We start from the raw sequence: 26312 nt of genomic DNA on the forward strand, positions 1-26312 counted from the left end.
GAGACGCGGCAGTTCTTCCGCATCATCGACGAGCAGGCCGACCGCATGAGCGCGCTGATCGGCGACCTGCTCGACGCGGGGCGCATCGATGCCGGTACGCTCTCGGTCGCGCCCGAGCCTTCGGCGCTGGGCGAGCTGGTCGAGCAGGCGCGGACTGCGTTCCTCTCCGGCGACAGCCGGCACACCGTGCTCATCGACCTGCCGGCGGACCTGCCCCGCGTGCTGGCCGACCGGGGGCGCATCGTCCAGGTGCTGAACAACCTGCTCGCCAACGCCGCGCGGCACTCCCGGGAGCCCACGCCGATTCGCATCGGGGCGAAGCGCGACGGCATGCACGTCGCAGTCTCGGTCTCGGACGAGGGGCGGGGGATTGCACCGGAGCGCCTGCCGCACCTGTTCCGGAAGTACCCCGCTGCCGGAGACGGTGAGCGCGGTGTCGGAGGTGGGCTGGGGCTCGCCATCTGCAAGGGGCTGGTCGAGGCGCATGGCGGGCGCATCCGGGCCGAGAGCGCCGGGCCGGGTCAGGGCGCGCGCTTTACCTTTACGGTCCCGCTGGCCGGGGAGGTGGCCGCCGTCGCCGGTGCGGCATCGGAGCGGCGCGTGGCGCCGTCGGCGGGCGGGCAGAAGGCGCCGGCGGGCGGGGAGAAGACGCGCATCCTGGTGGTGGACGACGACCCGCAGATGCTGCGCTACCTGCGCGACGCGCTGCTCGGGGCGGGCTATGCCCCGTTGGTCGCAACCGACCACCAGGAGCTGCCCAATCTACTCGAGACCGAAAAGCCCGCCCTGGTAGTGCTCGACCTGATCCTGCCCGGGACCGACGGCATCGAGCTGATGGAGACCGTACCCGGTCTCGCTGACCTGCCGGTCATCTTCGTCTCCGCCTACGGGCGCGACGAGACCATCGCGCGGGCGCTCGAAGCCGGCGCCGAGGACTACGTCGTCAAGCCCTTCTCGCAGACGGAGCTGACGGCGCGCATCGGGGCGGCGCTTCGCCGCCGCGCCGAGCCCGACCTGTTCGTGCTGGGCGAATTGGCGATCGACTACGCCCACCGGCGGGTCGCCCTCGGCGGTCGCCCGCTGGCGTTGACGGCCACCGAGTACGAGCTCTTGCGCGTGCTCTCGCTCGGCGCCGGACGGGTCGCGACCTACGAAGCGTTGCTGCGCCAGGTGTGGAGCGGGCGCAGCCACGCCAATCCGAAGCTCGTGCGCGCTTACGTCCAGCGGCTGCGCCGCAAGCTCGGCGACGACACCGGCGAGCCGACCTACATCCTCACCGAGCGTCGTGTCGGCTACCGCATGCCGCGCCCGGAGAAGGCGTAGCGGGTCGTACCGATTCCCTGCCGGGTTACCTCGTGCGGCCCCACCCGCACATCATCAGCGGCGAGACTTTCACCGATCACCCCTTGTCGTTACGCGTCGATCTCGTGCATCGGCGTCGTGCTGTTCCCGAAGCGGTCGATCGGCACCCCCATCCGCTGCAGGAGCGACAGGTGCAGGTTGGCGAGGTCGGTCGGCTCGGCGAACTCGATCGCCCGCCCGCTGTCGATGGTGTCGCCGCCGCGGCCGGCGAGCAGCGTCGGCAGGTCGTCGGGATCGTGCGCGTTGCCGTCGCCGAGGATCGCGCCGTAGACGATCATGCTGTTGTCGAGCAGCGTCCGGCCGTCCGGCTCCTCGATGGACTTGAGGCGCCCGAGCAGGTAGGCCACCTGCTCGTGGTGCCAGCGGATGACCTCCAGGTACATCCGCTGCTTCTCCTCGGGGGAGCTCCACGAGGTGACGCCGTCGTCGTCCTCGGTCTTGCCGGACGCGTTCTTGTAGTGCGACAGCGCGTGCCACGTGCCCTTCACGCCAGGAATGAAGTTGAAGTAGCGGTTCGACTGCCCGTGGTCGAGCATGAACGTCACCACGCGCGTCGCGTCGGACCGGAACGCGGCGACCAGCAGGTCCATCATCAGGCGGACATACTCCCCGTGGTCGGACGGGATCCCCGGCTCCGGGGCCATGAGCGTGTCGGTCAGCGCCTTGTCCCTGCCCATCTCGGTCGAGCGCCGCTCGGAGAACTCGATGCGCCGTTCGAGGGCGCGGATCGAGTCGAAGTACTCGTCCAGGCGCACTTGGTCGGTCGTGCTGGCGGTTCGGCGGAGGGCTTTCGCGTCCTCGAGCACGGCGTCCATCACCGAGCGGTTGCTCGCTCCGCCGGACGGGGGCCGGAAGATGCGGTCGAAGACGGCGCGCGGCTCCACCTCGCGCGGCAGCGGCCGGTCCGGCGCCGACCACGAGATGCTGTTGCGCGACAGCGAGTTTGAGAAGAACCCCTCGCCCCGGGTCGACAGCTCCAGCGACGGCAGCAGCGTCTCCCGCCCGGTGTGCCGGCCGGCGATCTGGTCCGCCGACACGCCGCCGGCGCTGACCGCCTGCCGGTCGTAGTCGAATCCGGTCAGCCAGGTCGGTGTGCCCCCGACGTGCCCGTTGCCCAGCGGCGTCCAGACGTTGCGCGGGATGATCAGCTCGTCCTTGAACGGCTCGAACGGACTCATCCACTCGTTCAGCTTCACGATTCGCCCGTCGGGCCCGGTCTCGGCCGGGTGCCACGAGCCGCGCGCGATCCCGTTCGGGAAGTACAGGTACGCCAGCCGCCGCGCGCCCGCGGCCGCACCGGGAGCCGCCTGCGCGCCTCCGCCGAACGCGGAGACCGGGCGCATGATGTCGAGCAGCGGCAGCGCCATCGTGGCGCCGATTCCGCGCAGCACGGTCCGCCGGGAGATGCGTCGTGTCGTCATCGGGTCAGTTCCTCGATCCGATCGCGTGTGCTCGTTCCGACTGCCACAGTGTAGATCACGCGCACCCTTATGCGGGTTGCTGCGGTTCAGTGCCGCCGGCACGCCATCGTCTACCCGGCCGGGTGGCCGCCGGGTCTTCCCGGTCGAGTCTCGTCCCGATGCGCCTCGTAGTAGGCGCGCAGGATTGCGTTGATGCGGCTCTGGTATCCCTTGCCCCGGCCTTTCAGCCACGCAAGCACGTCGCTGTCCAGGCGGATCGTCAGTTGCTGCTTGCGGGGCGGAACCACCACCCGCGCCTTCCGGAAGAAGTCGGAGTCCAACTCCGGAATATCGGAGTAGTCGATGTCTTCGTCTCGCAGGGCGTCAACGCGCTTCAAGTCGCTCCCGATAGCGTCTGGTTTCACGGCTGTTCGCCTTTCTCATGGAGATCACCCGGGTGCGCCCGCCGCGCGGCGTGTGCGCGATGACCACCGTGCGACCTCTCAGTAGTCCGATCGTGATGAACCTCGGTTCTCCGTAATCTCGGCGCGTATCCTCGGACGTCACGCAGGAGCCGGCGAGGACCGCCTCGGCGTCGTGGAAGCTGATGCCCTGTCTGGCCAAGTTCTCTCGGCTCTTGGTTTCGTCCCATTCGTATTCCGCCATCCTGCACGCTTGTAGCTACAAATGTAGCTGCAGAAAGAGGCTATGGTCAAGTGACCGACGTTGTCGAGCGGCGTCCGGCCGTCCGGTTCCACGATGGCTGTCTGCTGCCGGCGGGGCGGCGCCACGCGAGCTACGAGTGTAGCTCCGACCAGCCGGGAACGCGCCGAGAGGCTCCCTCGACCCCCTTGGTGGTGTCTACCTCACGACTCTGCTCGGCACCTGCTATCCTGATCTCGGGTTCCGTCGCCATGACCGCCAAGGAGACCGCTCGCGCCGTCTTGGACCGACTACCCGAGGATTGCAGTCTGGACGACGTGCTGTATTACCTGTACGTGGCCCAGACGGTACAGCAGGGGCGGGCCGACGCCGATGCCGGTCTGACGCTCCCACACGATGAGGTCGAGGCGGAGCTACGTCGGAAATGGCTTCTCGGCGGCGATGCGTAGTCTGGGCGAAGTCCGCGAGGCGCGCCGCCGGCTTGGCGGCAGCCATCGCCTCGGGGGCGCTGGACGACTTGATCGGCCACATCGCGGGGGACGAGTCGCATCGTAGCCTCCTCTCCTCATGATGGGTGGTGGAGAGGCGTCGCCAAGTATCACATGTAGTGGGACACGACACCGAGAGTGCCGCGGGGAAGGTCGTTCTCGGTGCAGGCCCTGTCGAGAGTGCTCTGGATGTCGGGACGGCTGAGCTGCTTCAGAGAATCGTCGTACTCCGGAGCCGGGAACAGGAACCGGGCCGAGAACATGTGACCGCAGAGTGCCCACTGTCGGGAGTTCGGGAAGCGAACGTGGGCGATACGGTAGGGCTCAAGGTCCTGTTTGCCGCGTGGGTTGCCATCGTCGTCCTGCTTTGCAAGTGACAGGCCGTGCTGCGCATGTGGTCTGAAGTGTCTTGAGGAGTCGTCACCCCAGAGGTCAACGACTTTCAGCCAGGTTCTTCCTTCCGGGCGAGCGTCGTATATGGAAATATAGCCGTGTTCCCTCTCGCTCGTTGTCGCTACGAAACAAGAGCCGCGCGTTTCGAAGTCGTGAGTGGCGAACCAGATCGCGGTGTAGAGGTTGCGTACGACGTCGAGCCACGGGGTCCTGATTCCATAATGTTGAAGCACCGCACCCAAGTGCTCTGTTCCTTGCCACCGAGTGCCCCTGAGCGGGGGGTGTAGTTCCTGCAGTCGGTTCAGAAAGCACTTGTAAGCAGCCCAACGTTGTTCCAATTCGTTTCCGGCGTTCCGAAACAAAGATGGAACCGAGCTCGGAAAACACCGCGTTTCTCCTCGGAGAAAAACTGGGCGACAGGGGCCACTGCAGAATGCGATAAACGACGCCAAGACGGCCGGATCATCTATCCGTATCTGCGTTGGATTGTCGCTGCACGGGACTACGACCGAGCCGTCATGCTTATGGTAGTCGTTCTTGAACTTCTGCGCGGGGGTCTGCTGGTCTCTCCGATCGCTCACTTCCGCCATTCTCCTCTGCAGGTGCCTTTGGTAGTCCTTGATCGTGCTACCGAAAATCAAAAATCGAGGACGAGACCGTTCGCGACGTTCGCTACTGCTTCTTGTACTGGAACGGATAGCTGACGACAATCTCCTTCACCAGCGTCTGGAACCGGTAGTCGTCCGCCTCGAGCGCGGCGAGGATCTTCCGCAGGGCCGGCTCGTCGTAGTACTCGAGCTGGCGGCCGAGGGCGTAGGCGAGCATCTTCGATGCGGTCTGCCGGACGAGGTCGTGGTGGCGTTCCTCGAGGAGCGTGCGCTTCAGGCCGGCCGGGCCGGCGAACGCGGTGCCGCTCGGTAGCGAGCCGGCGGCCTGGATCGGCGTGTAGGTGTTGCGGTAGAAGCGCTTCTCGGTGAAGACGTTGGTGTCTTCGATGATGCGGATCTCGTCGGCTTCCTCCTCGGTCTCCACGCGCTCCCGGAAGTGGTAGCTGTCGCGCCAGCGGCCGAAGTAGTCGAAGTTTTCCAGGCTGAAGCCGATCGGGTCGATGCGGCTGTGGCAGGCGCTGCACGTGGGATTGCTGGAGTGCATCTCCAGCTTCTCGCGGAAGCTGAGCCGGCGCAGGTCGCCGAGCTCCTCGGACAGGACGCCCGCGCCCGGCGGCGGGGGCGGGGGCGGGGTGCCGAGCAGCACGTCGAGGATGTAGTGGCCGCGCTTGACCGGGCTCGTGTCCTTGTAGTTCGACGTCAGGGCCAGGACGCTGCCGTGCCCGAGGTAGCCGCCCCGGTTCGGGTCGTCGAGCGCCACGCGGCGCATGTGCTCGCCCTCTATTCCCGTCATGTCGTAGAGAGTGGTGGCGAGCTCCTCGTTGACGTAGGTGTAGTCGGCGTCGATGAGCCGGCGGATGGGCTGGTTGTCGCGGACGAGCGACAGGAAGAACAGCGACGACTCGTCGCGCATCGCCGTCATCAGCGTGTCGGTGCACCACGGGTTGTCGATGGGGTCGAGCCAGATGCGCGAGCCGACGTGCTGGAAGCCGAGCCACTGGGCGGCGAAGCTGGTGCCGAGGGTGTTGGCTTTCGGGTCGGCCAGCATCCGGTCGACCTGCGCTTCGAGCACGGCCGGGTCGCTCAGCGCGCCGCGGCGCGCGAGGTCACGGAGCTCGGCGTCCGGCATCGAGGACCACAGGAAGTAGGAGAGGCGCGAGGCCAGGTCCCAGTCGCTGACGCGGTAGGGCTCACCGTCCGCGGACGCGGGCGGCGTCTCGACGCGCAGCAGGAACTTCGGCGAGATGAGTATCGCCTGCAGGACCACCTTCACGGCGTCCTGGAACGCCTCCCCCGCCTCGCGCGCCGCGCGGTACCGGCCGAGCGCCCGCGTCACGTCCGCCTCGCTCGGCGGACGGCGCCAGGCCCGCCCGAGAAAGTGGCGCAGCACCAACTCGGCCGCTTCCTCGTCGCCGATGCCGCCGCCGGGCCTGGCGATGAACACCAGCTCATGCGCGCGCCGTTCGGCGTCGGTCGCCGGCTCAGACGGCAGCATCAGCTCGACGACCCGCTCGGCCGCCGCGATGTAGCGCTCCATCAGCGTCGACTCGAGGAACAAGGTGTTGGCCGTGTTGTCGAAGCCGCTCGCGCCGACCAGCTCGGCGGGGAAACGGTCGGTGAGGGTGAAGTTCGCGCCGACGAGGTCGCGCAGCGTGTTGTCGAGCTCGCGGTGCGTCAGCCGCTTCACCGGCTCGTAGCCCGGGTCGTCGACCGTGGAGTAGTCGAAGTTGTCGATGGAGTCCGACAGCAGGGCGTGGAGCCTCTCGCGCTCGGCGCTGGCGGGCTGCGGCGCGCCGGCGGGCGGCATCTTGCCTACCTCGACGGCGTCGATCACCCGCGTCCAGGCCTCGCGGTTGCGCACCAGCGGGCGTTGGGCGATCAACCCGTCGAGATTGACCCCGGCGGTTTGCGTCTCCGGGCCGTGGCAGCCGAAGCAGTACTGCTCCAGCAAGGGGGCCGCGGGATGCGGGGCCCCGTCGTCGACGCCCGGACCGGCCGTGGTTTGCGCGGACGCGCGCCCCGCGCCTGCCGCGGCAGCGAGGATGAGCGCGAACATGGTGACGCGTTGGAGCGTGCTCATGGCCAAATATGTCGGTGGAAGGTGCAACGTTAGCACAGGGCGACCTGTCTGCCTCGCGTCGCGCGTTCCGTCAGCGGGCCGCGACGCCAAGCTCGCCTGCGACCGTCTCGAGGCGCTTGTCGAGGGTCCACAGCACGCATCTCTCCAGGAAGGCGGACGCCAGCAGATGCATGTCGATCCAGCCGAGACCGCGCCCGTGAAGGCGTCGGCTGCGAACGAGTTGCAGGACTTCCTCGTGTTCCGCCACCTCGGCCTGCGGGAGCGCGGCGAGCAGGTGCAGGAAGTGATCGCGATCGGACAGGGAGCCGCACGCGAGCTCCCCGACGACGAACGGATGACCTAGCACCATGCCTTCGCGCAGCAGCGTGGCGAGCTCGTGGTCCTCGTTGCGCAGGTGGTCTACCCAGACCGACGTGTCCGCCAGGATCATCGTCCGCCCGACGGCGACCGGCGCCGGGAGATGGGACGCAGGTCCTTCTCGCTGCCGCCCAGGGCCGCCAGCCGGCGGGCGCTCTCTCGCGCTATCAACGCTTGCAGCCCCTGTCGCACGAGGGAAGTCCTCTCGTCGACACCGGTCAGTCGCGCGGCTTGCCGGATCAACTCGTCATCGATGTGGATCGTCGTTCCACGATGGTCCGAATCCGCGTCAACGAACTCGCCCCTGGGACACTCCGGGGGCATCGGGGAGACGATGTCGCCGAGGATACGGATCTTGTCCCGATCACGGCCGAAGAACAGACCCGGGGACTTCTCCCGGTACGGCGCCAGCCGCGATACCGGCCGGCCGTTCTTGGTGATGACGATCTCTTCGCCGCTCTCGGCGACCTCGTCCATGAGCTTGAGGCACTTCGCCTTGAACTCGGACGCCTTGATGGTCCGAGTACCGGTCGAACCGCCGGTATCGGTCTTCACGATTTGCCTCCCGGAAGCGACATTCGTGCCTCTATCTTACCATGGTCGTGACCATGGTCATATGGTGGCGGGCGAGTCCGTGTGTCGGGCGAATGCTCCGGCGGCGGCAGGACGACTTCTGCCTCTGAGCCGGCTGCGGGGTCGGGTTGCCGCTCGCGCCGGGAAATCCGGACGGAAATCGGGCTAGCGGTCCGGTCGCCGGGCGTGTAGAATACCGCCGAGCGCCGTACTCGAAACCCGGAGGCTGGACTCCCGACAGGGGATACCCGAGGCCTCTTTGAAGGACTGAAGGATGGCCACCATGCGCCGGCTGAAGTTGCGCTCCGCGGTGATCGTTTGCGTGTCTCTGGCGGCGGGCGCCGTCGGTCCGGCAACGGCGGCCGCGCAGAGTGCTGCGCCCGGCGAGGCCGTATCCGCCGACCAGGCGGTCGTCCAACGCTACTGCGTCACCTGCCACAACGACCGGCTCGAGACCGGCGGCCTTTCGCTGCAGAACGTCGACGTCGCGGACGTCGCGGCGCACCGCGACGTGTGGGAGAAGGTGGTGCGGAAGATGCGCGCCGGCGCGATGCCGCCGCGCCCGCGCCCCCGTCCGGACGACGCCACCTACGCGCGCGTGCTGGCTTCCATCGAGACGGCCCTGGACGCGGCCGCCGAGGCCACGCCCGACCCCGGCCGCACGGCGACGTTCCGCCGTATGAACCGGACCGAGTACCAGAACGCCGTGCGCGACATGTTGGACCTCGACATCGACGTCACGGCGCTCCTGCCGCGTGACGACTCCGCTTTCGGGTTCGACAACGTCAACGCCGGCGGGCTGTCGCCGACCCTGATGGAGCGCTACCTAGCGGCGGCGCGGCGGGTCAGCGGGCTGGCGGTGGGGAGCGACCTGCCGGCGCCGGGCAGCCGCGTGGTGGTCGTGCCCGCGGACCGCACCCAGGAGGATCACGTCGCCGGCCTGCCGTTCGGCACGCGCGGCGGGACCGCGGTCGATCACACGTTTCCCGCCGACGGCGAGTACGAGATCCAGGTCCGGCTGCAGCGGAACCGCAACGAGAACGTCGAGGGGCTGACCGAGCCGCACGACGTGGAGATCACCCTCGATGGAGACCGGCTCGCCCTGTTCACCATGGAGCCGAGCCGGAACTACGTCATGCAGGCCAACGCCGCGTACTACGCGGACGAGGGCATCGACAATCACCTCAATGTGCGCATCCCCGTGCCGGCGGGACCGCACGTGGTGGGTGCGACCTTCATCAAGAAGAACTCGGCGCTCATCGAGACGACCCGGCAGCCTTACGACGCCCACTTCAATATGGACCGGCATCCCCGGCAGCAACCGGCGGTGCGGTCGGTATCGATCGTCGGTCCCTTCGATCCGACCGGGGTGGGGGAGACGCCGAGCCGCGAGCGCATCTTCTCGTGCCGTCCCCCGTCCGAGGCCGCCGACGACGAGGCCGAGGAGTGTGCGACCGCGATCATCGCCGGGCTGGCGCGGCGCGCCTATCGGCGCCCGGTCACGGTCGACGACCTCGATCAGCTCGTCTCCTTCTATCACCGGGGCTATACCGCGGGCGGCTTCGAGACGGGCATCGAGACGGCGCTGCGCGCGCTGCTCGCGAGCCCCGAGTTCCTGTTCCGCATCGAGCGCGATCCGGCCGGCGTGGCGCCCGGGGCGCCCTACCGGGTCAGCGACCTGGAGTTGGCTTCCCGGCTGTCGTTCTTTCTCTGGAGCAGCGTGCCCGACGACGAGTTGCTCGACATGGCGGCGGCCCGCCGGCTGAGCGACCCGGCCGTGCTCCGGGCGCAGGTGCGGCGCATGCTGGCCGATCCGCGGGCCGAGACGCTGACGACCAACTTCGCCTCGCAGTGGCTGCATTTGCGGAACCTGGACGCGGTGCGGCCGGACGCCCGGCTGTTCCCGGACTTCGACGACAACCTGCGGCAGAGCTTCCGCCGCGAAACGGAGCTGCTGTTCCAGAGTGTCCTCGAAGAGGACCGCAGCGTCGTCGACCTGCTGACGGCGGAGTACACCTTCGTCAACGAGCGGGTGGCGCGCCACTACGGCTTCCCGGGGGTCTACGGTGACCACTTCCGGCGCGTGGACCTGCCCGCGGGCAGCCCCCGGGCCGGCCTGCTCGGGCACGGCAGCATCCTCACGGTGACCTCGTACGCCACGCGGACGTCCCCGGTGCTGCGGGGCAAGTGGATTCTCGAGAACCTGCTCGGGACGCCGCCGCCGGCGCCGCCCGCGAACGTGCCGCCGCTCGACGAGACCCGCTCGAACACGCGCATCGTCTCGATGCGCGAGCGGATGGAGGCGCATCGCCAGAATCCGCAGTGCGCCGTCTGCCACCGGATCATGGATCCGGCCGGCCTGTCGATGGAGAACTTCGACGCCATCGGGCGCTGGCGGGACGTCGAGGGCGGTGCGGCCATCGACGCGGCGGGCAACCTGCCGGGCGGCGAGGACTTCGACGGCGTGGCGGGCCTGCGCGAAGCGGTGCTCGATCGCCCCGAGGTGTTCGTCGGCACCGTGGCGGAGAAGCTGTTGACCTACGCGCTCGGCCGCGGCCTCGACCACGCCGACGCACCGGCGCTTCGCGCGATAACCCGAGCGGCGGCGGCCGACGACTATCGGCTGTCGTCGCTCATCCTCGGCATCGTAGAGAGCACGCCCTTCCAGATGAGGAGATCCCAGTCATGATGATCACGAAGACGGCGCTTCCCCGGCGGACGTTCCTGCGCGGCGTCGGGGCCACCCTGGCGCTCCCGTTGCTGGACGCCATGGTTCCGGCCGCATCCGCGATGGCGAAGACGGCAGCGGCGGCGCCGCGGCGGCTCGGCTACGTCTACATCCCGATGGGGATGAACCCCGTGCCCTGGACGCCGTCCGAGGTGGGCAAGCTGACGAAGCTCTCGTCCTCGCTGTCGCCGCTGACGCCGCATCTCGACAACGTGAGCATCATCACCAACCTCGAGATCGACAAGGCGCACATCTCCGGGAACCACGCGTCGGCGAACTCCTCGTTCCTGACTTGCGTGCGGCCGAAGCGCACCGAGGGCAGCGACTACGTCAACGGGACCTCGGTCGACCAGATCGCGGCGCGGCACATCGGCCGCGACACCCCGCTGCCGTCGCTGGAGATCGGGACCGACCTGATCGCGCAGGTCGGCAACTGCGACAACGGGTTCGCCTGCGTCTACATGAACAGCCTCTCGTGGGCGTCGCCGACCGCCCCGAATCCGACCGAGGCCGACCCGCGCGTCGTCTTCGAGCGGCTCTTCGGCGACGGCGGCACACCGGCCGAGCGGCAGGCGGAGCTGAAGACCAACCGCAGCATCCTCGACTGGGTGCTCGACGACATGGCCAGCCTGCAGTCGCAGCTCGGCACGAGCGACAAGCACCGGGTGAACGAGTATCTCGACACCGTCCGCGAGGTCGAGCGGCGCATCCAGCGCGCCGAGCAGTCGGCCGCCGGCTCGCCGCTGAGCGACCTGACCCGTCCGACCAGCGTGCCGGAGGTCTGGGAGGATCACGTCAAGCTGATGTACGACCTGCAGGTGCTGGCCCTGCGCGCCGACCTGACCCGCGTCATCACGTTCCAGATGGCGCGCGAGGCGAGCACGCGGACCTACCCGCAGATCGGCGTGCCGGAGCCGCATCACCCGACGTCGCACCACGTCGACGACCCGGAGAAGCTCGCCAAGCTGGCGAAGATCAACCAGTATCACGTCTCGCTCTTCGGCTACCTCGTCGAGAAGCTGAAGACGACCGAGGACGGCGACGGGACGTTGCTCGACCACACGACGTACCTGCTCGGCAGCGGGCTCGGCAACCCGAACGTGCACGATCACCGCAACCTGCCCATCGTCGTGGCGCGCGGCGCCGGGTCGAAGATCAAGGGCGGCCGGCACGTCAAGTACGACGAGCTGACGCCGATGGCGAACCTGCACCTGACGCTGCTCGACGACGCCGGCGTGCACCTCGACGAGTTCGCCGACAGCACGGGCCACCTCGGCGAAGTGGTCGAACCGCTGTCGCTGTAGCGAAGCGGACGGCGGGCGATTGCAGTAACCGCGGGCTGTCGGCTTCGTTCAGGCCGGCAGCCCGCATCGTATTTGTGAGGAGCTTCCCATGCACCGCTCAATCCTCTCGTCGGCGGCGTTCGCGTTGATTGCGGTTGCGTCGGCCGGCTTCGGCCCGGCCGAGGCGGCGGAAGCGGCCGACCCCGGGTTGATCGCCGCGATCAACGCGGTCGACGCGGAAGGCGTGCGCGCGGCGTTGGCACGCGGCGCCGACGCTACCGCTGCGGATCCCGACGGCACGACGCCGCTGCACTGGGCAGTGCATGCCAACGACGGCGCCATCGTCGGTCTCCTGCTCGAAGCAGGCGCCGATGCAGCGGCAGCCAACCGTTACGGCGTTCGCCCACTGTCTCTGGCCTGCACGAACGGCAACGCGGCCGTCGTGGAGCTGCTGCTCGATGCCGGGGCCGACGCGAACACGGCGCTGGCAGAGGGCGAGACGCCCTTGATGACGGCGGCTCGGACCGGTGATCTCGACGTCGTCAGGTTGCTGCTCGAGCGCGGCGCCGACGTCAACGCGGCCGAGTCCTGGCGCGGGCAGACTGCCCTGATGTGGGCGGCGGCCGAGGGGCACGCGCAGTTGATCCCGGCCATGTTGTCGTACGGGGCGGATGTCTCTGCACGGTCCGCGAAGGGGTGGACCCCGCTGCTGTTCGCGGTGCGGGAAGGGCGCATCGATGTCGTCCAGACGCTGCTGGAAGCGGGGGTCGACGTCGAGGAGGCGCTTCCCGTCACCCAGGAGACACGCCGCGGCGGCACCAGCGCCGAGCGCGCGGCCACCGGCCTGAACGCGTTCCTGCTGGCGGCCGCCAACGCGCACTACGAGCTGGCCGGCCTGCTGGTCGACCGGGGCGCCGACGTCAACGTCGCCTCGCGCGGCTGGACCGCGCTGCACCAGGTCTCGTGGGTGCGCAAGGCGGGCATCGCCGGCAGCAACAACCCGGCGCCCAAGGGTTCCGGCGCCATGACGAGCCTGGATTTCGTGCGCAAGATCGTGGCCGCGGGCGCCGACGTGAATGCGCGCGTCGCTGTCCGGCCGCCGGCCGGCATCACGCGCCTCAACTTCCTCGGTGGGACGCCGTTTCTGCTCGCGGCGCGTACCGGAGACGCCGACCTGATGCGGCTGCTTGCCGAGCTGGGTGCGGACCCGCTGCTCCCGAACGAGGACGACACGACACCGCTCATGGTGGCGGCCGGCGTCGGTACTTCCGCGCCGGGCGAGGATCCCGGTACCGAGCCGGAGGTGCTCGAAGCGGTCCAGGTGGCGCTGGAGCTCGGCGGCGACCTGAACGCCATGGACGACAACGGCGAGACCGCCATGCACGGCGCCGCCTACAAGCACGTACCCAGCGTGGTGGCGCTGCTGTCCGAGGCGGGCGCCAACGTCGACGTCTGGAACCAACCCAATTCTCAGGGCTGGACGCCGCTCGACATCGCGGCCGGCGTGCACCGCGGCATGAACATCGTGAGCAGCCCGGCGACCGCCGCCGCCGTTCGCGCGGCGATGCAAGCGGCGGGCGTGGCCGTTCCTGTCGGGCAGTAGACCTCCTGACCTGCGCAGGCACCTGCCTGCGCAGGTTCATGGAGAGCACGGAGGCCGTAGCGCACCGGCAAACGCGCGGGGCCATCGATGCGCGGACTTCGGAAGCGGGGCATCTGCCCACGGGCGAGCTCGCGGCGACGGCAGACGCCTCACCGACGAAGCAGTCGCTCCCAGCGGATCGCGGTCACGACTTCCCGGCCCTCGTCGTCCGTTCCTACCGGGGGCCGCAACGTGAGATCGGTGTCGGTCAGCTCGTAGTAGCGCCGAGCGTCCGTGCCGGTCCCCCGCGGATTCGTGCTCCCGGTCAGATGATGGGTCAGATAGCCCTGATCGCGTGGACCGGGGCAGGTGATGCAGCCCGCCATCTCGCGCACGGAGAACGGTCCGAAGTAGCTCCCGTAGGTCTCGGTCAGCCGGAGCGCCTCGTCGGCGGTGGGCGAGTCTCCGGCGAACGCCGACCGGCCGGGGCGCACGAGATGTACCGACATGTGTCCCGACGGCGCGTAGAAGATGTAGCCGGTCTCGTACTGGTCGATCTCGACCGGGAACCCGTCGGTGGTGTGGCGGGCGACCGAATCGATGCGGTACGCGCCGAAGAGCGCCGTGTGCGTGTCGGTTACCTCGGACTGCGGCAGGTCGGGCTGCCGCACCCACGTCACGAGCGTCTTCGAACCGTCAGCTCCGGCCGGGGGCTGAAGGGTCAGGCGATCCTCGACAAGGGTGTAGAAGCGCCTGTACTCCGACCCGGCGCCGCGCGGGTCGAGGCTGGCCTCGACGTGGTGCGTGACGGCTCCCTCGACGTCGTCTACCGTGAACGGTCCGAAGTACGACGTGTAGCTCCCGAACTGCGCCAGCGCCTCGTCGGCGGTCGGCCCGGCTTCCGAGTACGGCACGCGGTCGGGACGCATGATGGTCACGCCCATGTACCCGGAAGCGTCGTAGATGAGGTAGCCGAGACGGTCTTCGAGCGGCGCCGCAAGAAGCTCGTCGTCGGCGCTGCGGCGCTCTATGCTCGCCAGTGACCACGTACCTACGAGTTGGCGCTGACCCGCGGACAGGGGCTCGGCCGCGGATGACCCGGGGGCATCGCCGGGACCGGCGGAACCGCCGCACGCCAGTAGCGCGACGACGAATCCGCCGACCACCAGGAGACGCGTGTAACGGCTGGCCATGCACATCCCTCACGATGCGTGCGGCAGGCTGCTCGCTTCCGGCAGCCTGCGCCGGTTCTATGGCGCAGGCTCCTGGACCCGGCAGGCGGCCTCCAGGCTCGCCACCGCCGTCACGTTGATCGCGTCCAGCGCGTCGGCGCCGTCCTCACGCCGGATCAGGAACCCCTTGGCCTCGACCCGGTGTCCCTCGTACGGGTCGGGATCGGGGAAGACGTACATCAGCTCGAACGTGTTGCCTCCGAGCGCCATGGCCTGCGTGAGAGCGAGCACGTCGCCGGACGACGCGTCCGGGTCGCGCGTGCGGATTGGCTCGCTGCCGTCGGTGACGATCCAGGTGCTATCGTCCCGCGCCAGGCATCCGACCACCTGCACCATGGCGAAGTTCGGCACCGCGTCGGGACCGTCCGCGCCGTAGACGAGGATGTCGCCGGCGCGCTCCGCGGTCAGCTCGCCCTCGCCATGCGGGAACTCGTTCACCTCGAGCACGTAGGCGATGATGTCCACGTAGCCGGTCTCGCCGAGGCTGCCCGATGCGCCCGGCGGCATCGTCCTCGCGCGGGTGAGGACGCCGTCCAGCTTCAGGCCGCCCCAGTCGCGGATGAAGCTCTCGCCGGCCAGCGGCCGCGCGTTGGCGCCGGACAGATCTTCCCCATGGCACCGGGAGCAGGTCGCCTCGTACAGCTTCTTGCCGCGCATCGCCTGCTCGGCGGAGTAGACGCCGTCCCAGACAGACGGCTCTTCCGTTTCCTGCGCCGTGGCTGGGTGCGCGCTGAGCGCCAGTGCCCCGACGCAGGCGGCGACGCCCGCGAACCTCGCCCGCAGGCGGCGGGTCGCGGTGGGGGCGGGCGCGGCCGGTCTCGCCGCGGTCACGTCGTTACCGGCCCAGGTAGTCGTCATCGCTGACGGGACCTTCCCAGCTCGTCTGGCCGCTGACGAAGGTGAGCTGAACCATGTGCTGGTCGGGCGCCGCGCCGTGCCAGTGGAGCACGCCGGGTCCGGCGTAGACCGGGTTGCCGCCGGCCTCCAGGATCTGTATCGGCTCCCCCTGAACCTGGGTGCGGCCCTCGCCTTCTTCGGCCATGATGATCTGCCAGTTGCCGTGGCTGTGCCAGTTCGACCGTGCGCCGGCTTCGAACCGCAGGCGGACGGCGCGGATGTCCGACGAGTCCGGGCGAGTCGGATCGCCCCCGACGAAGTTGCTCTGCGCCGCGGCGACCGCGCCGGAATCCGCGGCGAAGTACAGGACTCCCGCGACGGCGACGAACGCGACGGCGAGACCGAAACGAAGCTGCATACGGGTTGTCAGCGTCATTCTGCCCACTCCCTTCGAAGACGACGGGCCGCGCCCCGGTCAGTCGAGCGTCCAGAGCGCCAGCGTCGAAATATCCTTGATGAAGAGCCGGTTGCCAACGAGGGTCGGCGCCGTCCAGGTCTCGCTGTCGGCCACCTCGTAGCGCTGCACCGGGCTGAATCCACTGCGGCTGTGGGCCAGGACGACCAGCTCGGCGTCGTCCTCCAGCGAGAGGATCGTGTCGCCGGACCGGAGAATCGAGGCGTTCTCCGCTTGCCGCGGCGCGCTGGTCCAGAGCACCTCGCCGGTATCGAGATCCAGACCGAAGTACTGGCCGCTGTTCAGGTGCGAGAGCCCGTAGAGGACGCCGTCGTTGATGACGCCGTTGGTCATGTGGAGCCCGACCTCGTCGGTGTGCCAGACGTCCTCGGTGGTCCAGCCGCCTGCGCCCGGGCTGACGCGGAACGCGGTCACGCCGTTGGCGCGGCCGGTCTGAATCACCATGTCCTCGTGGAGGAGCGGCGTCTGCGACGTGGTGACGGCCGGCGTCGTGAACGGCCGGCTCCAGAGCAGGGTGCCGGTCTCCGGCGACACGCCGACGAAGTGCTCCTGCGTGAAGACGACCACCTGCCGCGTTCCGCCCAGCTCGAACAGCATCGGCGAGCCGTAGGCGGGCCCGTCGCCGTCCCAGCTCCAGCGCACTGCCCCGGAGGCCGCGTCGAACGCGGTCAACTGACCGTCGTTGTGCCCGCCGACGTGGACGACGACCAGGTCGCCGATCACCAGCGGCGACATCGAGGTGTGGAAGAGCGGCGTCAGACCGGTGCCGGGAAACTGCCAGAGCTGCTCGCCGCCGGCCGCGTCGAACGCGGTGACGGTGCCGGTCATCCCGTGCGTGAAGAGACGGCCATCGGCGAAGGTCGGGGTCGACTTCGGACCCGCACGATGCCGCGCGGTCGACGGGTTCATGTTGAACGGCGCCGCGTAGCTCGTCCGCCAGATCGTCTCGCCCGTCGCCGCGTCGAGCGCGGTCATCACTTCGTCCTCGCCCTGGCGGCTGAACATGTACAGGCGGTCGCCGATCAGCACCGGGCTGGCGTAGCCGAGTCCGATGTCTACCGACCAGTGCCGTTGCAGCGTGTCCGGCCAGCTCGCCGGCACGTCGAAGGCCGCCGCCACGCCGTCACGCTCCGGGCCGCGCCACTGGGGCCAGTCCTGCGCCGCCGCGCTCGACACGAAACCGAGCGTCAGCGCCAGAACCGCCGCCGCCATGAACGTGCGCGCGAGATATGTCATCGTCTCCTGCTCCAGATCCTTGTTCCGTGGTCTCCGTTCCCGAAAGCGCCACTATTGTACGAGCATTCGACCGGCGCCGCGAGCACTCCCTTGCCTGCGGAATCGCTGGCGGGAGTCGCGCTGCACGGCGGTTATACTCCTGGTATGAAGACGGCGGTTTCAATCCCGGACGAGATCTTCGAGCAGGCAGAACGACTGGCGGAGCGCGAGCGCAGGTCGCGGAGCGAGGTGTACAGCGCGGCGCTCCGCGAGTACGTGGCGCGTCACGCGCCGGACGAAGTGACCGACGCCATGAATCGTGTGTGCGTTGCGGTCGGCAGCGAGTCGGATGCGTTCGCGGCCGCTGCGGCCCGACGCGTCCTGGAGCGCGTCGAGTGGTGATCTCGCAGGGTGAGATCTGGTGGGCCGATCTTCCGGCGCCGGTCGGATCGGGCCCCGGGTTCCGGCGACCGGTCGTGGTTGTGCAGGGCGATGCCCTGAACCGCAGCCGTCTTGCGACCGCGGTGTGCGTGCCCCTGACGAGCAACCTGCGATGGGCTGCAGCGCCTGGCAACGTGCTGCTGGCCGCGAGTACGACCGGTCTTCCGCGGGACTCGGTCGCCAACGTCTCGCAGGTCGTCGCACTTGACAGGAACGTGTTCGACGAACGCGCCGGCAAGCTCTCGCGGGTCAAGCTCGAGCTGCTGCTGTCGGGCGTCGACGTCGTCCTGGGTCGTTGACCCAAGAGGAGGATCGCCATGTGGGGATCGCGTCGGTGGCAGTGGGTACGGATCGGAACGCAGTCGAGGTCTCGGCAGGGGGACCACAGGAGGTGGACGATGCGGTACGCACGGATCGACCGGCTCGCGACGGCGCTCGTCGTCGCGTTTACGGTTTCGCTCGGCGCGGCGCAGGGCCCCGGGGAGATGACGGGAGAGGCCGACCTGCGGGGCGTCGTGCGCAGTCCGGCCGGCCCGGAGGCGGGGGTCTGGGTCATTGCCGAGACCGAGGACCTCGACACCCTGTTCCGCAAGATCGTCGTCACCGGCGACGACGGGCGGTTCCTCGTGCCGGATCTGCCGGATGCCGCCTATCGCGTCTGGGTCCGCGGCTACGGGCTGGTCGATTCCGAGCCGGTGACTGCCCGGCCCGGCGAGAGCGTGACCCTGGAGGCCGCACCGGCCCCGACGCCGCAGGAGGCGGCCGCGGTCTACCCGGCCAACTATTGGTACTCGCTGCTCGAGGTTCCCGCCGCGAGCGAATTCCCCGGCACCGGGCCCGGCGGCAACGGCATCTCGCCGGCGCTCCGCAGCCAGGCCGCCTGGGTCGACGTCACCAAGCAGGGATGCCAGCTCTGCCACCAGATGGGCAACCGGTTCACGTTCGACATCAGCCACCTCGACGGATTCGACTCCTCGGTCGAGGCGTGGGATCACCGGGTCGCCTTCGGGCAGCGCGGCGCGCAGATGAGCGGGGTGCTGAACCGGTTCGGGCGCGACCGCGGCCTCGCGATGTTCGCCGACTGGAGCGACCGCATCGCCGCCGGCGAGGTGCCGGAGGCTCCGCCCCGGCCGCAGGGGGTCGAGCGCAACCTCGTGCTGACCATGTGGGAGTGGGCGGGGGAGGCCTCCTACGTCCACGACGAGATCACCACCGACAAGCGGCAGCCCACCGTCAACGCCGACGGCCTCGTCTACGGCGTCTCGATCACGGAGGACACGCTGGTGGTCACCGACACGGCGCGGCACGAATCCATCGAGATTCCCATCCCGCTCCGCGAGCCCACCGAGATGGTGCCGTCGATGTTCCCGACCGCGCCCGGCTTCGAGCCGTCGCCGTACTGGGGCGACGAGATCATCTTCGACGCGCCGGCCAATCCGCACAACCCGATGATGGACGCGCAGGGCCGGGTCTGGCTGACCTCCACGATCCGCCGCCACAGCAACCCCGACTGGTGCCGGGAGGGTTCGGCGCATCCGTCCGCGCGCTACTTCCCGGTCGAGCGCAGCGGCCGGCAGATATCCGTCTACGACCCGGCGACCGAGACGTTCACGCTCATCGACAGTTGCTACGGGACGCACCACCTGCAGTTCGCCGAGGATGAGCGCGACACCCTGTGGTTCAGCGGCGACTCGAACGTGGTCGGGTGGCTCGATACGAAGCAGTACGACGAGACCGGCAACGAGCAGGCGTCGCAGGGCTGGTGCCCGACCGTGATCGACACCAACGGCGACGGGCGGATCACGCGGCCGTGGAACGAGCCGGGCGAGCAGGTCGACCCCGCGCACGATACCCGACTGGGAGGATTCGCCTACGGCATCATCGCCAACCCGGTGGACGATTCCGCCTGGATCGCCCGGACGGGACCGTTCCCGGGCCGTCTTGTCCGCCTGGACAGGGGCGACAATCCGCCGGAGACGTGCATCGCGGAGGTGTACGAGCCGCCGTCCATCGAGAATTCCGGCGTCGACCCGGCGCAGACCGGCCACGCGCCGCGCGGCGTCGACGTCGACCGCAACGGCCTCATCTGGACCGCGCTTTCCGGCAGCGGGCACATGGCCAGCTTCGACCGCAGCAAGTGCCGCGTCCTGAACGGCCCGGAGGCGACCGGCCAGCACTGTCCGGAAGGCTGGACGCTGTATCCGACGCCGGGACCGCAGATGAAGGGGGTGACCGACCCCGGCAGCGCCGACTACCACTACTACAACTGGGTCGATCAGTTCGACACGCTCGGGTTGGGGACCAACGTGCCGATCGCGCCCGGCTCGGGCTCCGATTCGCTGCTGGCCCTGCTCCCCGAGACCGAAGAATGGGTGGTGTTGCGGGTGCCGTATCCGCTCGGGTTCTTCGCCCGCGGGCTGGACGGGCGGATCGACGATCCGGACGGCGGCTGGAAGGGGCGCGGGCTCTGGGCCAACTACGGGTCGAACCTGAACTGGCACATCGAGGGGGGCCAGGGCAGGCGGAGCTCGGTCATCCATTTCCAGCTCCGGCCGGATCCGCTCGCGCAGTGAAGGGCGCAACTCGCGCTCGTGTGCGGGGAGCGTGCGTCTCGACCCGGCGGCGGTGCGCCGGGGCCGCACCGGCTTACAATTGAGGGCTGATCACACTGCCGCATACATCGGCGCGGGCGGCCTTACGATCGGGGGGGACGAGATGAGCCATCGAATCTTGACGTGCACGTTCGTAGTAGCGGCGGCGCTCACCGTCGCGGGGGCGGCGCCCGCGGGCGCCCAGACCGAGCCGCCGCGGACCGCCTGGGGCGCGCCCGACCTCGGGGGCGTCTGGGACTTCCGGAGCATCACCCGCATGGAGCGGCCCGAGGCGCTGGCCGACAAGGAGTTCCTGACCACGGAGGAGATCGCCGACCTGGAGCAGCAGGCGCTCGACCGCCTGAACAACTTCCTGGACCTGCCGGCGCAGCGCACCGAGGCGGGCACCAACGTGGACCGGCGGCCGGACGGCGGGAACGGCTCCTACAACCACACTTGGCTCGATCAGGGCCTGGAGGCGGTCGACACGGGCCGGACCTCCCTGATCGTCGACCCGCCGAACGGACGCTACCCGGCCCTGACGCCGGAGGGGCGGCGCCGCGTCGATGCGTACCGGGAGCACCGGCGCATTCAGCCGGCCGACTCGTGGCTGGACTTCAGCACCTACGACCGCTGCCTCCTGGGCTTCAACGCCGGGCCGCCGATGACGCCGAGCGCCTACAACAACAACATGCAGTTGTTCCAGACGCCGGACCACGTCGCGATCGTCACCGAGATGGTGAACACCGTGCGCATCGTCCCCCTCGACGGGCGTCCCTCGCTGCCCTCGGACATGCTGCAGTGGTCGGGCGAGTCGCGCGGGCACTGGGAGGGCGACACGCTGGTCATCGAGACCGCGAACTTCGATCCGCGGCGGCTGTGGCGTTCCACCACCGGCAGCATGCACCTGACCGAGCGGTTGACGCGCGTCGACGCGGACACGCTGCGCTACCAGGCCACCGTCAACGATCCACAGACCTGGGAGCGCCCGTGGACGTTCGAGGTGCCGATGAAGGCGCTCGACGGCGAGAAGTGGGAGTACGCCTGTCACGAGGGACACCACTCGATGCCCCTCATGCTCGGCGGGGCCCGCGCCCTGGAGGCCAGGGAGGCGGCCGGCGGGCAGCAGTAGATTGCCGGGGGTGCGAGCCGCGGCTCCGGGCCGGCGGCTCGCACCTTCCACGCTCAGTAGATCGCGACCGGGGCGACGGTCGACCCGGTGGCGCCTTCGAGCTTCAGCGGCTGCACCACGAACGCGAACTCGTAGACCCCGGCCGAGGCCAGCTCGGCCAGTCGCATCCGCTCCACCAAGTGGATGCCGTTGACCACCAGCATGATCTGGTGGATCGGCAGCGAGATCTCCGGGTCCGGGTTGGGCGAAACCTCGACCGGCTGGTTGTCGGCCCCCAGCAGCATCGGATCGTGTTCCACGAGCCACTGCGCCGCCGCGACGCCGATCCCGGGGTTGGTCGCCATGAAGCGGTCGAAATCGGTGTCCCAGAGCACGCCCCAGCCGGTGTGGATCAGCACCGCGTCGCCCGGTTCCAGCGCCACGCCCTGCCGATCGAGCGCCTGCTGCAGGTCGTCGACCGTGATCTCGTACGTGTCGGGCAGCATGTCGACGCCCTTGAGGGCCGCCACGTCGATGAGGACGCCGCGTGTCATCAACGTGCCGACGTTCTCGACGCCGAGCCGCGTGAAGCCGGTCCGCGTCATGACCTCGTTCTGGTCGACGCAGTTGTAGAGGCTGTCGCCGATGGTCTGGTGGGTGAAGCCGTCGAACTGCGTGCCCACCTGGCCCATTTCGGCGACGACCAGCTCCTCGTTCGAGCCGCGCCGGTTCGAACCCACGTACGGGCCGGTCGGCTTCACGTAGAGGTCGAAGTGCCGGGCGCCCAGCGGCATGTCGCTTCTCAGCACCTGTCCGAGCTCGATCACGCGCCCGGTCCGGATCAGCCGCGCGGCCTTGAGCACCGTCGCGGGGCCCATGTGGTTGGCCGCGCCCCGTTCGTCGCCGGCGCCCCATTTGCTGGGGCAACGCTCCTCGGGCGGCGGCGGCGACCACGACTGGGCGACGGCTGGCGCGGACCCCGCGAGCAGGGTCGTGAGCGAAACGACGACGATGACGGCTATGCTGGTCAATCGCATGGCTCTCCTCCCGGAGCGGAACAGTTCCGTCTCCGACCGCCGCTGATTCTACTGAACGCGCGGACCGGACGCTCGCGAATGGCGGCACGGAGCCTGCGCACGCGGGCGGCGCCCGGCGGTCCGACCGGAGCGCGCTTGCGGCTCCCATTCCGAGCTGCGCTCGGTCGCCGAGTTCTACGCGGCCGACGATGCGCAGGAGGACTTCGTGCAGGACTTCGTGGAGGCCTGGGCCAAGGGGATGACTCTGGACCGCTTCGATCCGCGTTGATCAGCGCGGGTCGTTCACGGAGAAGTAGTCGTCGATGAACGCATCGACGATCTGCAGCACGACCCGCTGCACTTGCGGCAGGTTGGCCGTGCCGACGGTTCCCAGCGAGTCCAGGTCCCAGGTGTCGACGAACGCGCGCTCCTGGTTGCCCTCGATGGTGACGAGCTGTTGCAGCGACACCCGCGCGAAGTACGCGTACAGGCCGGTCGTGCCCTGGTGCGTCGCCACGCGCACGTAGAGGTCGCCGGCGAGCTGCGATCGGCCCCGCGGCACGCGCCGCTCCCGGAGGCGCGCCTCGACGGCGGCTTCGATGCCGTCGCGCGTCAGCCCGGCCGCCTCCGCGTCCGGGGCCAGGTCGTCGACGAACACGTTGACCTCGCGCAGGCCGGTCAGGTACTCGCGTTCGTTCTCGTCCTGGGCGAGAGCCGGAGCGGTGAATCCCGCGACGATGACTATCGTCGCCGCGATGGCGTGAAGAATCTGCGGCATGGGTCGTTCCTCCGTTCGTGCGGGCGTCGTCGAGGTCGCGAAGGACGTGCCGGCGTCCGTGGCCGGCGCGTGGCGCTGACGCAGACTGTCGCCAGCCCGGCGGTGTCGCGGCCCGACGTTCTGGTCCCGCTCATCATATGGGGACATAATGATCCGGTTTTCGTCACAGGGGAGATCGACACGATGACGCGATTGCGATGGAGTAGCGCGCTGATCGCCGGGTTGGTGCTGGCCGGACTCGTGAGCGCCGGTGGGGCTTCGGCGCAGGACGGCGGCTGGACGCATTGGGGCGCCGACGAGGGCAGCACCCGCTATGCGCCGTTCGACCAGATCCACGCAGAGAACTTCGAGAATCTGGAGGTCGCCTGGCTCTGGCGCGGCGACAACTACGGGCCGACCGTCGACAACGTCATGCGGTCGACGCCGATCTACGCCGAGGGCAAGCTCTTCGGCGTGGCCGGCTACCGCCGCACCGTCGTCGCCATGGACCCGGCGACCGGCGAGACCCTCTGGACCTTCCGCGAGCCGACGACGAAGCGCTGGGAGAACTCCATGCGCAAGAACTACGGGAAGGGCGTCGCCTACGAGGTCGTGAACGGCGAGGGGCGCATCTACGTCGTGACGCCCGGGTTCTTCCTCCACGCGCTCGACCCCGACACCGGCGACCCGATCGAGAGCTTCGGCAACGAGGGCACGGTCGATCTGCTGGCCGATTTCGGCTACGAGTACCATCCGACCGACGGGCTTCCGTCCACCGTCGGCTACATCACCAATTCCTCACCCCCGATCGTCGTCAACGGGGTGGTCGTGGTCGGCAACTCGCACGAGCAGGGCTACCGGCAGACGCGCCAGGAGAACGTGCCGGGGCACATCCTGGCCTACGACGCGGCCAGCGGCGAGCACCTCTGGAAGTTCAACGTGATCCCGCAATCCGAGAGCGAGTTCGGCTTCGACACGTGGGAGAACGACGCCTGGCAGTGGACCGGCAACGTCTCGGCCTGGGCGCCGCTGTCGGCCGACTCCGACCGCGGCCTCGTCTACGTGGTGACCGACCCGCCGACCAACGACTACTGGGGTGGCTTCCATCCGGGCGACAACCTGTTCGCGACCAGCATCCTGGCCCTCGACGTGCGCACGGGCCAGCGGGAGTGGCACTTCCAGACCGTGCACCACGACATCTGGAACCGCGACAACCCGACCGCCCCGAACCTGCTCGACGTCACCATCGACGGGCGTGAGGTGCCGATCCTCGTGCAGACGACCAAGCAGGCGTTCGCCTACGTCTTCAATCGCGAGACCGGCGAGCCGATCTGGCCCATCGAGGAGCGTCCCGTGCCGCGCGGCCACGTGCCGGGCGAGTGGTACTCGCCGACGCAGCCGTTCCCGACGAAGCCGGCCGCGTACGACCTGCAGGACATCACCGCGGACGACCTGATCGACTTCACGCCCGAGCTCCGCGAGCAGGCGCTGGAGATTCTCGACCAGTACGAGTACGGCTCGATGTTCACGCCGCCGCTGCACCCCGACAACGACCTCGGCAAGCGGGGGGCGATTCACTGTCCCGGCCCCGGCGGCGGGACCAACATCACCGGCGGCACGGCGGCCGACCCGGAGACAGGGATCCTCTACGCGGCGTCGATGACCCTGTGCGCGGCGCCGATCCTGAGCCCCGGCGAGGTGGGGGACGCCGCCGATCCGAACCCGATCGGCCGCACCGTGGCGAAGTACGCCACCGACAACGGGTTCCTGCAGGGCCCGCAGGGCCTCCCGCTCTTCAAGCCGCCCTACGGCCGGATCACCGCCATCGACATGAACACCGGCGACACGCTGTGGACCATCCCCAACGGGGACACGCCGGAGCGGATCCGGAACCACCCGGCCCTGGAAGGCGTCGATCTCCCGAACACCGGGGTGCGCAGCCAGGCGCTGACGCTGGTGAGCCGGACGCTGCTGATGTACAGCGAGGGGCGCGGCGCCCGGCCGCTGCTGTACGCGGTGGACAAGACTAACGGTGAGAGGCTCGGGACGGTCGAGATGCCGGCGCCGGCCACCAGCATTCCGATGAGCTACATGCACGAGGGCCGGCAGTACATCGTCGTTCCCATCGCCGGCGGTTCGGACCGCCTGCCGGGGTCGCTCGTGTCGCTGGCGCTGCCGGAGTAGAACAAGTCACCGTGCGTTCGGTGCGAATGGACGGGCGGGTGGCACTGGACGCCACCCGCCCGTCGTCCCGTCCAACGACGCTACCGCGGGAACGACAGCAGCCCCGGTTCCACCCCTTCCGGCAGCGGCGTCCGCGCCGTGTTCATCGCCATCGCCAGCATCTGGTAGTAGCCCAGGATGCCGATGGCGTCGATGACGCCGTTCTCGCCCAGGTGCTCCACCATCCGGGCGTAGGTCGGATCGCTGACCTCGTGGTTGCGCAGCAGCTCCATGCAGAAGTCATAGACGGCGGCTTCGTCCCCGGCGAGCTCCGCCGGCCGGCGCCCGTCGGCCACCGCCTCTATGATGGCGGCGTCGAGCCCCTCGCGCTCGGCGATCGGGGCGTGCACGTACCACTCGTAGTTCTGCGTCCAGTGGCGTGCGGTGAGCAGGATGACGAACTCGCTGAGGCGCGGCGGCAGGGCGCTGCGGAAACGAACGTAGTCGCCGACGTTGCGGGCGCGGTTCATCATCTCGGGGCTGCGGAGCAGCACCATGAACGGGCCGCCGAAGCGGTCGGTGTTGCGGGCCGCCTTGAACTCCTCGACGGCGGCCAACTGCTCCGGGGTCATCTGGTCCTCCGACAGCGGAGGCATGCGGTTCTGGGCTGTTGCGGTCATGGCGTGTGTCAGGGTCAGCAGCAAGGTGATGACGAGTGCGCCGGCGGCGAAGCGCGGAAACCGACGTCGATAGTGAATGTGCATGGCTCTGTCCTCACTTCGAGGCCGCGGCCGGTACGGCGGCGCGGCGGGGCGCATCCGGCGCCATCCGGGGCCGGACGACCCGATTCCACCACATGATCGCGCTGCTGACGAACAGCACCGGCGGCAGCAGGCCGATCGCGAACCCAGCGTTGCCAGGAGGGCGGCGTCGACATGACGGGCGACTGTACCATGG

At 69.2% G+C, this 26312-nt stretch carries 24 protein-coding genes; 10 read left to right on the top strand and 14 right to left on the bottom strand.

The window, feature by feature from the left end; genetic code table 11:
* On the top strand, positions 1-1323 hold a 1323-nt coding region (locus F4X11_25540; GenBank protein MYN68339.1), incomplete at its 5' end, for a response regulator.
* An 89-nt stretch (positions 1324-1412) separates the two neighbouring features.
* On the opposite strand, the gene F4X11_25545 is transcribed toward F4X11_25540, so the two are convergent.
* The 3 genes from F4X11_25545 to F4X11_25555 form a co-directional block, all read right to left on the bottom strand.
* On the bottom strand, positions 1413-2783 hold the full coding sequence (locus tag F4X11_25545; protein MYN68340.1) for a DUF1552 domain-containing protein: 1371 nt from the start codon (positions 2781-2783) through the stop codon (positions 1413-1415).
* Between the two features lie 110 nt (positions 2784-2893).
* Positions 2894-3187, bottom strand: a complete 294-nt coding sequence (locus F4X11_25550; GenBank protein MYN68341.1) for a BrnA antitoxin family protein — start codon at positions 3185-3187, stop codon at positions 2894-2896.
* Entirely contained in the window at positions 3147-3428 is a 282-nt protein-coding gene (locus F4X11_25555; GenBank protein ID MYN68342.1) for a BrnT family toxin, read from the bottom strand. The genes F4X11_25550 and F4X11_25555 overlap by 41 nt, the downstream gene beginning before the upstream one ends.
* Before the next feature lie 248 nt (positions 3429-3676).
* Between F4X11_25555 and F4X11_25560 the strand changes: the two genes are divergently transcribed.
* On the top strand, positions 3677-3874 hold the full coding sequence (locus tag F4X11_25560) for a hypothetical protein (protein ID MYN68343.1): 198 nt from the start codon (positions 3677-3679) through the stop codon (positions 3872-3874).
* A 149-nt stretch (positions 3875-4023) separates the two neighbouring features.
* Here F4X11_25560 and F4X11_25565 read toward each other — a convergent pair whose 3' ends face one another.
* The 4 genes from F4X11_25565 to F4X11_25580 all read right to left on the bottom strand — a co-directional run bounded on the left by F4X11_25565 (position 4024) and on the right by F4X11_25580 (position 7675).
* A complete protein-coding gene (locus F4X11_25565) occupies positions 4024-4896 on the bottom strand; it encodes an FRG domain-containing protein (protein MYN68344.1) in 873 nt (290 codons plus the stop codon).
* 82 nt (positions 4897-4978) lie between these two features.
* On the bottom strand, positions 4979-6994 hold the full coding sequence (locus tag F4X11_25570) for a DUF1592 domain-containing protein (GenBank protein MYN68345.1): 2016 nt from the start codon (positions 6992-6994) through the stop codon (positions 4979-4981).
* Positions 6995-7064: 70 nt separating this feature from the next.
* Positions 7065-7424, bottom strand: coding sequence for a type II toxin-antitoxin system VapC family toxin (locus tag F4X11_25575; protein MYN68346.1), 360 nt, complete (start codon positions 7422-7424; stop codon positions 7065-7067).
* Positions 7421-7675, bottom strand: a complete 255-nt coding sequence (locus tag F4X11_25580) for a type II toxin-antitoxin system VapB family antitoxin (protein ID MYN68347.1) — start codon at positions 7673-7675, stop codon at positions 7421-7423. Before F4X11_25580 ends, F4X11_25575 begins: the two co-directional genes overlap by 4 nt.
* Before the next feature lie 523 nt (positions 7676-8198).
* Between F4X11_25580 and F4X11_25585 the strand changes: the two genes are divergently transcribed.
* The 3 genes from F4X11_25585 to F4X11_25595 all read left to right on the top strand — a co-directional run bounded on the left by F4X11_25585 (position 8199) and on the right by F4X11_25595 (position 13538).
* Entirely contained in the window at positions 8199-10613 is a 2415-nt protein-coding gene (locus tag F4X11_25585) for a DUF1592 domain-containing protein (protein MYN68348.1), read from the top strand.
* Entirely contained in the window at positions 10610-11956 is a 1347-nt protein-coding gene (locus tag F4X11_25590) for a DUF1552 domain-containing protein (protein ID MYN68349.1), read from the top strand. The genes F4X11_25585 and F4X11_25590 overlap by 4 nt, the downstream gene beginning before the upstream one ends.
* 88 nt (positions 11957-12044) lie before the next feature.
* A complete protein-coding gene (locus F4X11_25595; GenBank protein MYN68350.1) occupies positions 12045-13538 on the top strand; it encodes a hypothetical protein in 1494 nt (497 codons plus the stop codon).
* Between the two features lie 149 nt (positions 13539-13687).
* Here the strand turns inward: F4X11_25595 and F4X11_25600 are convergent, their stop codons facing one another.
* Genes F4X11_25600 through F4X11_25615 form a run of 4 tightly spaced genes read right to left on the bottom strand, consistent with a single transcriptional unit; the run spans position 13688 to position 17297 of the window.
* Positions 13688-14716: a lipocalin-like domain-containing protein gene (locus tag F4X11_25600; GenBank protein MYN68351.1), complete on the bottom strand. Its 1029-nt coding sequence runs from the start codon at positions 14714-14716 to the stop codon at positions 13688-13690.
* Between the two features lie 51 nt (positions 14717-14767).
* Entirely contained in the window at positions 14768-15607 is an 840-nt protein-coding gene (locus F4X11_25605) for a cytochrome c (protein MYN68352.1), read from the bottom strand.
* Positions 15585-16022, bottom strand: coding sequence for a cupin domain-containing protein (locus F4X11_25610; protein MYN68353.1), 438 nt, complete (start codon positions 16020-16022; stop codon positions 15585-15587). The genes F4X11_25605 and F4X11_25610 overlap by 23 nt, the downstream gene beginning before the upstream one ends.
* Before the next feature lie 39 nt (positions 16023-16061).
* Positions 16062-17297: a PQQ-binding-like beta-propeller repeat protein gene (locus tag F4X11_25615; GenBank protein ID MYN68354.1), complete on the bottom strand. Its 1236-nt coding sequence runs from the start codon at positions 17295-17297 to the stop codon at positions 16062-16064.
* Between the two features lie 144 nt (positions 17298-17441).
* Between F4X11_25615 and F4X11_25620 the strand changes: the two genes are divergently transcribed.
* The 4 genes from F4X11_25620 to F4X11_25635 all read left to right on the top strand — a co-directional run bounded on the left by F4X11_25620 (position 17442) and on the right by F4X11_25635 (position 21440).
* Positions 17442-17678 (top strand): ribbon-helix-helix protein, CopG family, encoded by a 237-nt coding sequence (locus tag F4X11_25620; protein ID MYN68355.1) that lies wholly within the window; start codon positions 17442-17444, stop codon positions 17676-17678.
* A complete protein-coding gene (locus tag F4X11_25625; GenBank protein ID MYN68356.1) occupies positions 17678-18016 on the top strand; it encodes a type II toxin-antitoxin system PemK/MazF family toxin in 339 nt (112 codons plus the stop codon). Before F4X11_25620 ends, F4X11_25625 begins: the two co-directional genes overlap by 1 nt.
* 99 nt (positions 18017-18115) lie before the next feature.
* Complete coding sequence (locus tag F4X11_25630; protein MYN68357.1) at positions 18116-20290, top strand: carboxypeptidase regulatory-like domain-containing protein; 2175 nt, start codon at positions 18116-18118, stop codon at positions 20288-20290.
* Positions 20291-20432: 142 nt separating this feature from the next.
* The gene (locus F4X11_25635; protein ID MYN68358.1) at positions 20433-21440 is read left to right on the top strand and encodes a hypothetical protein; all 1008 of its coding nucleotides are present in this window, start codon (positions 20433-20435) and stop codon (positions 21438-21440) included.
* 53 nt (positions 21441-21493) lie between these two features.
* On the opposite strand, the gene F4X11_25640 is transcribed toward F4X11_25635, so the two are convergent.
* Together F4X11_25640 and F4X11_25645 are read right to left on the bottom strand one after the other, a co-directional pair.
* Positions 21494-22456 carry a cyclase family protein gene (locus F4X11_25640; protein ID MYN68359.1) on the bottom strand — a complete coding sequence of 321 codons (963 nt, stop codon included), beginning with the start codon at positions 22454-22456 and terminating at the stop codon, positions 21494-21496.
* A gap of 268 nt (positions 22457-22724) precedes the next feature.
* A complete protein-coding gene (locus F4X11_25645; GenBank protein MYN68360.1) occupies positions 22725-23213 on the bottom strand; it encodes a hypothetical protein in 489 nt (162 codons plus the stop codon).
* Positions 23214-23396: 183 nt separating this feature from the next.
* Between F4X11_25645 and F4X11_25650 the strand changes: the two genes are divergently transcribed.
* Positions 23397-25376, top strand: coding sequence for a PQQ-binding-like beta-propeller repeat protein (locus F4X11_25650; GenBank protein ID MYN68361.1), 1980 nt, complete (start codon positions 23397-23399; stop codon positions 25374-25376).
* Between the two features lie 80 nt (positions 25377-25456).
* On the opposite strand, the gene F4X11_25655 is transcribed toward F4X11_25650, so the two are convergent.
* Positions 25457-26035, bottom strand: a complete 579-nt coding sequence (locus F4X11_25655) for a carboxymuconolactone decarboxylase family protein (protein ID MYN68362.1) — start codon at positions 26033-26035, stop codon at positions 25457-25459.
* Positions 26036-26312: the final 277 nt, after the last annotated feature.

Source organism: Acidobacteriota bacterium, from assembly GCA_009861545.1.
In the GTDB taxonomy this organism is placed as follows: Bacteria; Acidobacteriota; Vicinamibacteria; order Vicinamibacterales; family UBA8438; genus WTFV01.